The organism is Lacibacter cauensis (genome assembly GCF_007830055.1).
GTDB classification, from domain to species: Bacteria; Bacteroidota; Bacteroidia; order Chitinophagales; family Chitinophagaceae; genus Lacibacter; species Lacibacter cauensis.
This window is the reverse complement of the sequence record NZ_VLLE01000002.1, coordinates 1067311-1079157: the sequence shown is the minus strand read 5'-3', so window position 1 is coordinate 1079157 and position 11847 is coordinate 1067311. Positions and strand designations below refer to the sequence as shown.

Below are 11847 nucleotides of genomic sequence, written 5' to 3'. Positions count from 1 at the left end.
TTACAGAGACAAACACAATTGCTATTTTGATGTTGAGTCCCTTTACAAGTAAATACAATAGCATGAAATTTAATTTATTTTTTTTTGTAACATTGGTTATAGTGGGTTGTAATACGAAGCAAAAAGTTGTTTCCGAAATGTCTTTTAACGATCAAGACTATATTCTTTTTGATAGTGTAAAAAATCGATTTGGCAAAATCTCTTCCTACGTTTACAAAAATAAGAAAGACACTTCCTTTTTAAGGATAACAAATCAGTGGGAGAATGGTAAAATACGAGCATCTGGTTTTTATAAAAAGGGGAGTAAATATGGCCCAATGCAATTTTTCGACACTTTGGGTAATATAACATTTACTGGCTTTTTTTTAGAAAATAAGGAAACAGGAATCTCTTTACTATATGAAGGAGGAAAAATTAACAAAATGACGATTTACTGCAATGGAAATGAAAAATTAATTGATCCGCAAAATAATGAACAAATTCTTAAATTATTGTGTAATTGAGTGTGGGTCATAATGTAGGCTGGTTGTTGTAATAGTCCACAAATTCAGCGATTGCCTCTTTCAGTTGTTCCGGATGATAATAGTTATCCAGATTAACGACATTCTTCATGGAACGATGATAGCGTTCGATTTTTCCCTGCGTTTGCGGATGTGCCACTTTACCGTGTATTGATTTTGTTTTTACTGCTGACAAATAATCTTTCAGCTCACCGGATACATAACAGGCTCCGTTATCGCTTAATAAGACAGGTCGCCGTCCTTTGCTCAACTTTGCCTTTTTTAGTGCATGTCTGATGGTTGAGTACATATCTTCTGCTTTCATTGTATTACACAGCTCTCAATGAACGATATAGCGACAGTAATCATTAAGAATAGTACTCAGGTAGTACCAGCCCCAGCCAAGTATTCCGCATTACGTAAAATCAGTTTGCCACAACGCATGCACAAACAGTGTTTGCTTAACAAACTCATTTCCTGCTGATAACAACATAGGAGCTGTAGAAGTGATAAAGCCTTTTGCTTTTAAGATGCAGCAGACGCCTGACTCAGATATAAAAACCTTTTGCTCATCACATTGCATGCGAGACAGTTTCCTTGCTGAGAGTTCACTTAACTCCAGTGTAATTGAAAAACCAGGTCCTTTCTACCTTCAGTATTGTATTTCATTGCTGATGGCTTCCTGAGTTTTTATATTCTATGCCAAGAATTCCTTTCGCTGCGTAAGCCCCTAACCATTTGTAAAAGTGCTTTTCGGAATACCAGGCTGATGAAGTGTTCGGTTTATCCAAAGATCAGATCCTTCAACTTGCCAGATGATTTCCCGCTTTCTGCTGCTGTTAATCGCATGTGTTTCTGGTAGTTTTCGTTCAGTCCAACATTTCCAAGCTTTTTTTACAATTGTATACCGCAGTATTAAGTCTGCAACCAATTCTTTTAGACGTTGATTTTCTTTACGCGTATCGGCCACTTCATCGCTGGTTGCTTCTCTGACTGCATCACCGGCCGGTCTTTTTTACCAGCTTCCATAAAGTCTTTATTCCATTTGTAAACACACTCGGAGCAATTGAGTGCTTACGACAAATCTCTGCAACGGAAGATTCTCCCACTGTGCCTCCATCACTTTCATGATCTTTTGTTCTGAAGAAAATATCCTGGGTATTTTACAGTGGATATCCTTTATGAAGGTTACTGTAGACTGTTTAACTGTCTTTTCCATGTTACTATTTTTTGAAAATTAATATTGGAAACGTTCTCTTAAAGTTAAACCTGTTTAGTCTACTTTATGCTGACGATTTACAGTATCATATTGGGATTATTGAACTTTTTGCCTTTACATATTATTTATTTCTCTCTGTATGATTTTACGGGTCCATTTCTAATAAAGCTCCGGTTTATAAGGATAGAATTAGGATTGTATGTATTTCATTCTTTGCATTTTCTTTCATCACAAATAGTTTAAGAAGTTACACACATAAACTTAATCCACTTAGCCAAAATACCTGGTTGTTATTTGGCCAGCCAAACTTAAGTTGAAAATGAAAGGGTTGCTCAATGATGTGCGCTACTTTAGTGTTGAAATAGAAATCTAGAACATTTACTTATCTTTAGTATAGTAGTTGAGATCTTACTAGCAAAGTAAATAGGTGAGTAATTCGGTGAGTTGTTAAAAAAGCGGCTTTTTAATTTATTGGAAATAAAAGGAGTAGGAGAAAGGTTCGAATCCCTCTCTCTCCGCCAACCAGCTTCGTTTCGTGGCTGGTTTTTTGTTTTTAGAATGAAGTAAAACTGTTTTTACTTTTGCATGTACGGAGGGATGCCAGAGCGGTTGAATGGGGCGGTCTCGAAAACCGTTGTGCGGGCAACTGTACCAAGGGTTCGAATCCCTTTCCCTCCGCTTCTTCTTGTCTTGCTTATAATCAGCAGCGCATTTCGGCAATGTGTAATGCGTCTTTTCATTGAATGCAAACGATAGCGGCAGAAATGTTTTTACAACATCCCGGTTTTTTATAGGCCAAAGCAACGTTCAACCTCTTATTTTCAGTATTTTTCCAGCCAATTGTTGATTATGAAGATTCAATTCTATCTGCGTTTCTTTACGCAGTATGGCCAAAGCCTTTTTCTTACGGGTAATTGCGATGCTTTAGGAAATAACGATTTGTCTGCTGCGCTCCCCATGCAATATCTTACCGATGAATTTTGGACAGTGACTATTGAACTGGGTAAAGAGTTTGAAAACGACCTGCAATACAGCTATATTCTTAAAAACGAAAACGGCGAAGAAATCAGAGAGTGGGGTAACGATCGTGTGGTTGAATTTATGAAACTGCAGGTTGATGAACTGACACTCATCGACACCTGGAACCATGCCGGCGAAATTGAGAACGCTTTTTATACACAGCCTTTCCAGGAAGTATTGCTGCCGAAGCATAAGGAAAGCAAGACAAAAACGTATAAAGGCATCACGCATTTTTTTAAAGTAAAAGCGCCGTTGTTAAAAGCAGATGAAGTGTTGTTTCTAGCAGGCAGTAACGAAACACTCGGCAAGTGGAGTACAGAAGAACCGCTGCTGATGCACAGAGAAGATAACTGGTGGACTGCCCGCATTGATTTTTCGAACGAAAGTTTTCCGGTTGCTTATAAGTATGGTGTATTCAATACCAAAACCAAAAGCTTTGTACAATTTGAAAGTGGCAACAACCGCATTTTGTACGATAGCTATGGCAAAAAGAAAATAACCATCCTGCACGATGGGTTTGCACAACTGCCAGCCGATAACTGGAAAGGTGCCGGTGTTGCCATTCCGGTGTTTAGTTTACGTTCTCAAAAAAGTATGGGTGTAGGTGAGTTCAGCGATATGAAGCTGTTGGTTGACTGGGCGAAGAAAGTAGGAATGAAGCTTATACAAATTTTGCCCATTAACGATACAACTGCAACGCATACCTGGCAGGATTCTTATCCTTATGCCGCCATTTCTGCGTTTGCATTACATCCTGTTTTTCTTAACCTGGAAATGGTTGCTGCAAAAGCAAATCACCCGGTTATTAAGTCATTAAAGAAAAAGCAAACCGAACTGAATGCGTTGCCCGAAATAGATTATGAAGCAGTCATGAAAGTGAAATGGGCTGCAGCAAAAGAGTTATACCATGAGCAAAAGAAAGCTTTGCATGAAGATGCAGACTTTTTCCAGTTCTTTGAACTGAACCGTCATTGGCTGGTGCCTTACGCTGCGTTCAGTTATTTGCGTGATAAATACAAAACACCTGATTTCACGAAATGGAAAACGCATAGTGTTTACAACGAGCACGCCATACAGGAATTTGTTGCACCAATGCATAAGCATTACGATGAAATCGGATTGTATTACTTCATTCAATACCATCTGCATCTGCAGTTGTTAGATGCAACAACCTACGCACACAAAAACGGTATAGTGGTAAAAGGCGATATTCCCATTGGCATTTACCGTAACAGTTGTGACGCATGGGTTGAACCGGAGTTGTACAACATGCGTATGCAGGCAGGTGCGCCTCCTGATGATTTTGCGGTGAAAGGCCAGAACTGGGGCTTCCCAACGTATAACTGGCAACGCATGGCTGATGATGGGTTTAAATGGTGGCGTCAGCGTTTTGAGCAAATGAGTAATTATTTCGATGCATTCCGTATCGATCATATACTTGGTTTCTTCCGCATCTGGAGTATTCCAATGGATGCAGTTGAAGGGATACTCGGTTATTTTGTTCCTGCACAACCGGTACACATCAACGAATTCGGACAGCGTGGTTTGTGGTTCGATTACCAGCGTTTGTGCCGTCCGTTTATCAACGACGAAGTGTTGCGTGAGATAATGAGTGGCGATACAGAAATTCTGAAGCCTTATCTCAATCATATTGGTAACGGACAGTTTGAATTAAAAGAAGAGTTTAATACACAACGAAAAGTAGAAGCGCATTTTGCAGCACTTGAGCAGAATGTACAGAACGATCGCATCAAACATGGTTTGTACGATTGCATCAGCAATGTGATTTTGTTTGAAGTGGAAGGAAGTCAGTCGCAGCAGTTTCATTTCCGCATCAGCGTAAGTTCAACTTCATCGTTCCGTTATCTCGATGAAGAAACACGCCGCAAATTGGATGAACTCTATGTAAATTATTTCTATCGCCGGCAGGATGATTTCTGGCGTAAAGAAGCAATGGCCAAACTGCCATCGCTTAAACGGAGCACCAATATGTTGGTGTGTGGCGAAGATTTGGGTATGGTGCCCGATTGTGTGCCCGATGTTATGAAGCAGATGGGGATGTTGAGCCTGGAAATTCAACGTATGCCAAAAGATCCGGCCAAACAATTCTTCCATCCGAAAGATGCACCGTATTTAAGTGTGGTTACACCAAGCACACACGACATGAGTACTATTCGTGGCTGGTGGGAGGAAGACCGTACACAAACACAAAAGTTCTATACACACGAGTTGGGGCAAACAGGTGAAGCGCCGTTCTATTGCGAGCCATGGATTGTTCGCAGCATCATTACACAACATCTTTATTCGCCTGCTATGTGGAGTATTTTCCAGGTACAGGAACTGCTGGGTATGAATGGTGTACTGCGCAGAGAAAATCCGAATGAGGAACGCATTAATGTGCCGGCCAATCCAAAACATTACTGGCGTTACCGCATGCACCTTTCGCTCGAACAATTAATAAACGAAGAAGTGTTTAACGAGGAATTGAAAGGGTATATTGATGCAAGTGGTAGAGCATAGAGTTATTTATGCTTACTGGTTTATGGTTTCTTGTGCCTTAAATTTTGTTTTTGGGGTTTGGATTTTCATTCTTGAGCCTTGAACCTTTTGCTTTTCCTTTAACCTTGTGTCCTTTACCTTAAACCTTAAAAAGAGATGCCGTTAAAAGTTCGCTATCAACAAACAAACTTGCCGTTCCGCTATCCGTTTACCATTTCAAAAGGAACAAAAACACATCAACCTGCATTGGTTGTTGAATTGGAATACTTAGGAAGGAAAGGTTATGGCGAAGCACCTGCAATTGCCTACTACAATATTCCGGTAGAGAAGATGCTGGAAGATCTGGAGCGCAAAAAAATATTTGTAGAAAAGTTTGCGTACACCGATCCCGAACGTTACTGGCATTATCTCCATCATTTATTTCCGCAGAATCATTTTCTGGTTTGCGCATTGGATATTGCGAGTTGGGATATGTTTGGCAAAATACGCAATGCGCCGTTGTACAAATTGTGGAATCTCGATTGCAGCAAAGCTCCCGTTTGTGATTACACCATTGGTATTGATACAATCGAAAAGATGGTGGAGAAGATGCAGGAAAAACCCTGGCCCATTTATAAAATTAAAGTAGGTGTGCCGGGCGATATTGCAATGGTAGAAGCATTGCGTAAACATACCGATGCAGTGTTTCGTGTGGATGCCAACGCAGGCTGGACTTTGGAGGAAGCGCAGCAAAAAATTCCTGTGCTGAAAGAGCTGGGCGTGGAGCTGATTGAACAACCATTGGCAAAAGATAATAGGGAAGGAATGAAACGGTTGTACAATGAATCGCCTTTGCCTTTGATTGCCGATGAAAGTTGTGTGTACGAACAGGATGTAGAAAAATGCAAGGATCATTTTCACGGCATCAACATCAAACTTACAAAGTGCAGCGGCATAACACCTGCCCGAAGAATGATTGATAAAGCAAGAACTTTGGATATGAAGATCATGGTTGGTTGTATGAACGAATCAACCATTGGTTCTGCTGCCATTGCTCATCTGGCTCCATTGGTTGATTATGTTGATATGGATGGTCCGTTGTTACTTGCAGAAGATATTGCAACAGGGCTTGCCTACGATTATGGAAAAGTAACCGTGAGTGATAAACCCGGATTAGGAATTGAAACAACGTTGTTCGAATAAAAAAAGGTCAGGTTGAAAACCTGACCTTTTTTATGTTTTGTTACGTACCATTTAATGTTCACTTTCCCAAACCAAAGCACTGGCGCCAAGAATAGCGGCATCAGCTTCTTTCAGATCGCTGAAGATCACTTTCACTTTGTTCTGGAAAATAGGTAACAGGTTTGCTTCCATTGCACGTACCGTTGGCTTTAGTATCAAATCGCCGGCTTTGGTTAAACCGCCAAACAATACAATCGCTTCCGGTGAAGAAAACATCACAAAGTTGGCCAATGCTTCGCCCAACACTTCGCCTGTAAATTCAAAAATCTTATTCGCTATAATATCGCCTTGTATAGCACAGTTGTACACCGTTTCGCTGGTAAGATCATCAATGGAATAATTACGCAGTAAACTCGGCGTATCTGGTTCGTTAGTAAGAAACTCAATAGCCGTTTCCCGAACACCGGTTGCCGATGCATACGATTCTAATGAACCCCGCATGCCCGTTCCTTTGTGTAAACGTCCGCCCGGCTTCACAATAACGTGGCCCAGTTCACCAGCAAACCCATCGTGACCAACCACAATTTTGCCATCAATAACAATACCGCTGCCGACACCGGTGCCAAGTGTAATGGTAATAAAGTGTTTTAATCCTTTTGCAACACCATACATCATTTCGCCCATTGCTGCTGCATTGGCATCGTTGGTAAGCTTTGTAGGGATGCCGAATTTTTTCTCAATCAATTCGGCCATCGGAATAATGCCTTTCCACTTCAGGTTTGGAGCATATTCAATGTTGCCGGTGTAGTAGTTGCCGTTTGGCGCACCAACACCAATGCCTTTAAATTTTTCATTACCACCATGGGAGGTAATCAGCTTCGAAAGATGTACATACAGCTCGGAAATAAAATCTTCTGCATTCTCATGTGTGTCAGTACGCATACGGCCTTGCTCAAGGATGTTTCCCTTCCGATCAACAATACCAAATTTGGTATTCGTTCCGCCGATATCTATGCCTACTGCATAGTCTTTTGTCATAATTAGGATTATTTATTCTATACAGTTAATACAATAGTCAAGAGTTGTTATTAATGTCCGCCGCTGCCTTCGAGCTTGTCGTAATCAATACCCTGAGCTTTCAGGATCGATTTGGCTTTGATGGCATAGAACGCAAGGTAAGCAAAGCAAGCCACACCTACGAGGTAAGACCATTGAATACCGAGTATTGCATCGGATGCAACAATGCCTTGCACAAGACTTACAATGCCGCCACCCATGATCATCATGATCAAAAAGCTTGCGCCTTCGTTCGTGTGTTTACCCAAACCTGCAATGGCAAGTGTGAAAATACAAGGCCACAAGGTGCTGCAGAATAATCCTACACTAATGAATGCGTATACACTCACCATACCATCGGCCAGCATACCAATAAATAACGCTGTAATGCCCATGAGCGAATAGATGAGTAATAAACGGGCAGGGCTGCCTTTACTGAGCATATCACCAATAATCATAAACACAATTACAACTGCATAAATGTAAAAGTGCGAAAGATCGTGTTGTGCAATAGCATTTACCAGCAGGAATACGCCAAAGGCAATGTATGGCATTAAGAAACGGAGTATCTGTGCAGCACTTTTGCTAACGCCAAATGCACCGGTAGCAGATGTCCAGCGGCCAATCATTAAGCTGGCCCAGAACAACGAAACATAAGGTGCAATTTGCTCGGTAGGCGTATTGAGATGTTGTTTCATAAATTCCGGCAGGTTCGATGCCGTAGATACTTCAACACCTACGTAAACGAAAATGCCAATCATGCCCAACACAAGCTGGGGATATTGCAAAACACTTTTTCTGTGCGCTACTTTCGTTGTGTCTTCTGCTTCCGTTTCTGCAACTGCATCAAGATCGATCTTGTTGGGTACGGAAGACATTCTGAATATTACAGCAGCAATTAAAAAGGCTGCACCTAAAATCAAATAAGGTGTTTTAATGCTTTCAATACTTGCAACACTTGAAGCTGCGCCAACTGAACCAAAAATGGCAAAACTTACAATCAACGGGCCAATGGTTGTACCAAAATTGTTGATGCCACCCGCCATACTTAAACGTTGCGATCCTGTTTTCGGGTCGCCCATTACAATCGCCAACGGGTTTGCTGCAGTTTGTTGAAGCGAGAAGCCTAAACCTACAATAAATAAACCGGTAATCATTAAGCCAAACGATGCATTTTGTGCTGCGGGATAAAACAACAGCGTACCTAATGCAGAAATAACGAGGCCTAATGAAATGCCGTTTTTATAACCAATCTTATTTAAAATATCGCCGCCAACGGCTTTCGATACGGCGAAGTAAATGATAGAACCAACAGTGTAGGCAACATAAAATGCAAACGAAACCATTTGCGATTGCCATTGTTCAAGATGAAGTTTTTCTTTAAAAACGGGGATGAGGATGTCGTTGGATGCTGCTACAAATCCCCAGAAAAAGAATACGGAGATGAGCACACCAAATTGTGACCATTTTGTTTGCTGAGACATAAATCAAATAGTTGTTGTTGAAAGCTTGAAAGTATGCAAGATATCGCTTTGCGAAAAATTATTTATTCATTTTTGGTAACAGTCAAAGTCCTTCCTATATTCAGGTCATCAAACAGTTACAAATTCTTGCCAATGGAAATACTTCATGTTAGTGCCGAATGTTACCCTGTGGCGAAAGCCGGAGGCTTGGGTGATGTAGTGGGCGCTTTACCTAAATATCAGCAGGATGCCGGTCACCAGGCAAAGGTGGTAATGCCGATGTACCGTACTAAATTTTTGTACAACAACGATTTTGACGTAGTTCATAAAGGGTATACGAACATTGGTGATTATTTTTTCGATTATACCATCATTAAAGAAAAAACAAATAAGCTTGGGTTTGGATTGTACCTCGTAGATGTGAATGGTTTGCTCGACAGGGAGAAAATCTACGGCTACGATGATGATGTACAACGCTTCACTGCGTTTCAGGTTTGTGTTGTAGACTGGATCGCTTCCTGGCAATTTAAGCCTGATGTAGTGCACGTGCACGATTATCATGCAGGCTTAATACCATTTATGTTGCAGTATTGTTACCGGTACAATCAACTGGCATCAATACCAACCGTACTTACCATTCACAATGCACAATATCAAGGCTGGATGACTTGGGAACAGAGTACACTTCTTCCCCCGTACGATGAGTGGAAACGTGGTATGCTGGAGTGGGGCAACAGTATCAATCCTCTGGCAAGTGCAATTAAGTGTGCAAGTAAAGTAACAACTGTAAGCAACAGCTATCTCGATGAGCTGAAGTACATGAGCAATGGTTTAGAAGCTTTGTTTGAGTATGAGAAAGGAAAGTGTGTTGGAATATTAAACGGAATTGATACACAGGTATGGAATCCTGAAACCGATACCTATATCAAACACGATTACTCGCTGGCCACGGTTGAAGAAGGCAAAGCAAAAAATAAAGCACAACTCTGCGAAACATTTGGACTCGATGTAAACAAACCTTTATTTGTTTTTATTGGAAGATTGGTTGGTGAAAAAGCAGCCGATCTGTTGCCAAATGTTATTGGCGATTCGTTTTATTACATTGGCCGCAGAATGAATTTCTTAATTCTTGGTAGTGGTGAGCCCGAAGTAGAAGCAAGATTAAACGGCATGATGCCACTTAGCCAAAACGATTACAGTTGTTATATTGGTTATAACGAAGGTCTTAGTCACCTGATGTATGCCGGTGCCGATTTTCTGTTAATGCCCAGCAGGGTTGAGCCTTGCGGCTTAAACCAGATGTATTCGATGCGTTATGGTACAGTGCCGCTGGTACGTAACACAGGTGGTTTGCGTGATACTGTAAAAGATATTGGCGAAGAAAATGGTTACGGCATTGTGTTTAATAACGCCAGTGTTGGCGATGTATGCAATGCTGTTTGGCGTGCATGCGATTTGTACAGCGATAAATCTTTATTCACAAAAGCAAGAGCACAAATGATGCAGCTTGATTTCAGTTGGGAAACAAGCGTGCAACAATATCTTGCTTTGTATCAAAGTTTGCGATAATTTTAGAACAAGACCCTTACACTTTTTAAATTACTGTTATGAGTAAATCTGCAGCAAAAAGCACCCTGGCTGTCATTCTTGGAGGTGGCGCCGGTACACGTTTATATCCTCTTACTGCAAGCCGTAGTAAACCTGCGGTTCCAATTGCAGGCAAGTACCGATTGGTTGATATCCCTATTTCCAACTGTATCAACTCGGGCATCAACCGCATGTTTGTATTAACACAGTTTAATTCTGCATCGTTAAACAAACACATCAAGAACACGTATCACTTCAGCATGTTCAGTAGTGCATTTGTAGATATTCTTGCTGCAGAACAAACACCTGATAATCCCGGGTGGTACCAAGGTACTGCCGATGCGGTGCGCCAGTGTTTGCGACATGTTGAGCAGCATGATGCAGAGTATGTATTGATTCTTTCAGGTGATCAGTTGTATCAAATGGATTTTCAGCAAATGATCGAAGATCATGTTGCACGTGGTGCCGACATCAGCATCGCAACTATTCCTGTTGCAGAGCGTGAAGCACCGGAGTTTGGTATTTTGAAATCGGATGAAAACGGTATGATCACTTCATTTATTGAAAAGCCGAAGAAAGAAGTGTTGGGCGATTGGGTGAGCGATACCGGCGATGAAATGCGTGGCATGGGCCGCATCTATCTCGCATCAATGGGTATTTATATTTTCAATAAGCGGTTACTGATTGATCAGTTGCAGAATGAGTATAAAGATGCGACCGATTTTGGTAAAGAAATCATGCCTGCTTCAATTGAAAAATACAAAGTGGCAAGCTACCAGTACGATGGTTACTGGACAGATATCGGAAATATCTATTCTTTCTTTGAAGCCAACCTTGCATTAACGCAAGAGATTCCGGATTTCAATTTGTTTGATAACACCAAGCCCGTATTCACACGTGCACGCATGTTGCCGCCTGCTAAAATCAGCGGTACTACATTAGAAAAGACAATTATTGCAGAAGGTTCCATCATCCTTGCAAGCAGGGTAGAGAACAGTGTTATTGGTATTCGTACACGAATAGGTCATGGTACAACTGTTGTAAGCAGTTACATTATGGGGGGTGATTATTTTGAAACACTCGAAGAAATGAAACATGCTGCTGATAGAGGAATACCGAAAATTGGTATAGGCGAACGTTGTTACATTAAGAACACAATCATCGATAAAAACTGCCGCATTGGTAACGATGTGCGCATTAATGGCGGTCATCATTTGCCCAATACAGATCATTCGCTGTACACTGTTAAAGATGGTATTGTGGTGGTGAAGAAGGGCGCTATTTTACCCGATGGATTTGTGATTTAAGCTTTCTTCCCGGAAAGTTTTTCAACTATTGATTA

General features: G+C 41.1%; 8 protein-coding genes and 1 tRNA gene. 6 read left to right on the top strand and 3 right to left on the bottom strand.

The annotated features are described in order from the left end of the window. The first annotated feature begins 62 nt into the window (after positions 1-62). Complete coding sequence (locus tag IQ13_RS04390; protein ID WP_144884829.1) at positions 63-503, top strand: toxin-antitoxin system YwqK family antitoxin; 441 nt, start codon at positions 63-65, stop codon at positions 501-503. A 7-nt stretch (positions 504-510) separates the two neighbouring features. On the opposite strand, the gene IQ13_RS04385 is transcribed toward IQ13_RS04390, so the two are convergent. Next, positions 511-825 (bottom strand): integrase core domain-containing protein, encoded by a 315-nt coding sequence (locus IQ13_RS04385; RefSeq protein WP_144884828.1) that lies wholly within the window; start codon positions 823-825, stop codon positions 511-513. Positions 826-2310: 1485 nt separating this feature from the next. Here IQ13_RS04385 and IQ13_RS04380 point away from each other — a divergent pair. The 3 genes from IQ13_RS04380 to IQ13_RS04370 all read left to right on the top strand — a co-directional run bounded on the left by IQ13_RS04380 (position 2311) and on the right by IQ13_RS04370 (position 6420). Then, positions 2311-2397 (top strand) — tRNA-Ser (locus IQ13_RS04380). A 171-nt stretch (positions 2398-2568) separates the two neighbouring features. Then, positions 2569-5259, top strand: coding sequence for a 4-alpha-glucanotransferase (locus tag IQ13_RS04375; protein WP_144884827.1), 2691 nt, complete (start codon positions 2569-2571; stop codon positions 5257-5259). A gap of 135 nt (positions 5260-5394) precedes the next feature. Further along, positions 5395-6420: a mandelate racemase/muconate lactonizing enzyme family protein gene (locus IQ13_RS04370; RefSeq protein ID WP_144884826.1), complete on the top strand. Its 1026-nt coding sequence runs from the start codon at positions 5395-5397 to the stop codon at positions 6418-6420. 51 nt (positions 6421-6471) lie between these two features. On the opposite strand, the gene IQ13_RS04365 is transcribed toward IQ13_RS04370, so the two are convergent. Both IQ13_RS04365 and IQ13_RS04360 read right to left on the bottom strand, forming a co-directional pair. Continuing rightward, positions 6472-7437 (bottom strand): ROK family protein, encoded by a 966-nt coding sequence (locus IQ13_RS04365; protein WP_199758164.1) that lies wholly within the window; start codon positions 7435-7437, stop codon positions 6472-6474. A gap of 50 nt (positions 7438-7487) precedes the next feature. Continuing rightward, on the bottom strand, positions 7488-8939 hold the full coding sequence (locus tag IQ13_RS04360; RefSeq protein WP_144884824.1) for an MFS transporter: 1452 nt from the start codon (positions 8937-8939) through the stop codon (positions 7488-7490). Between the two features lie 132 nt (positions 8940-9071). Here IQ13_RS04360 and IQ13_RS04355 point away from each other — a divergent pair, with 132 nt between their 5' ends. Together IQ13_RS04355 and IQ13_RS04350 are read left to right on the top strand one after the other, a co-directional pair. After that, positions 9072-10487, top strand: a complete 1416-nt coding sequence (locus IQ13_RS04355) for a glycogen synthase (RefSeq protein WP_144884823.1) — start codon at positions 9072-9074, stop codon at positions 10485-10487. Positions 10488-10525: 38 nt separating this feature from the next. Then, complete coding sequence (locus IQ13_RS04350) at positions 10526-11812, top strand: glucose-1-phosphate adenylyltransferase (RefSeq protein WP_144884822.1); 1287 nt, start codon at positions 10526-10528, stop codon at positions 11810-11812. Positions 11813-11847: the final 35 nt, after the last annotated feature.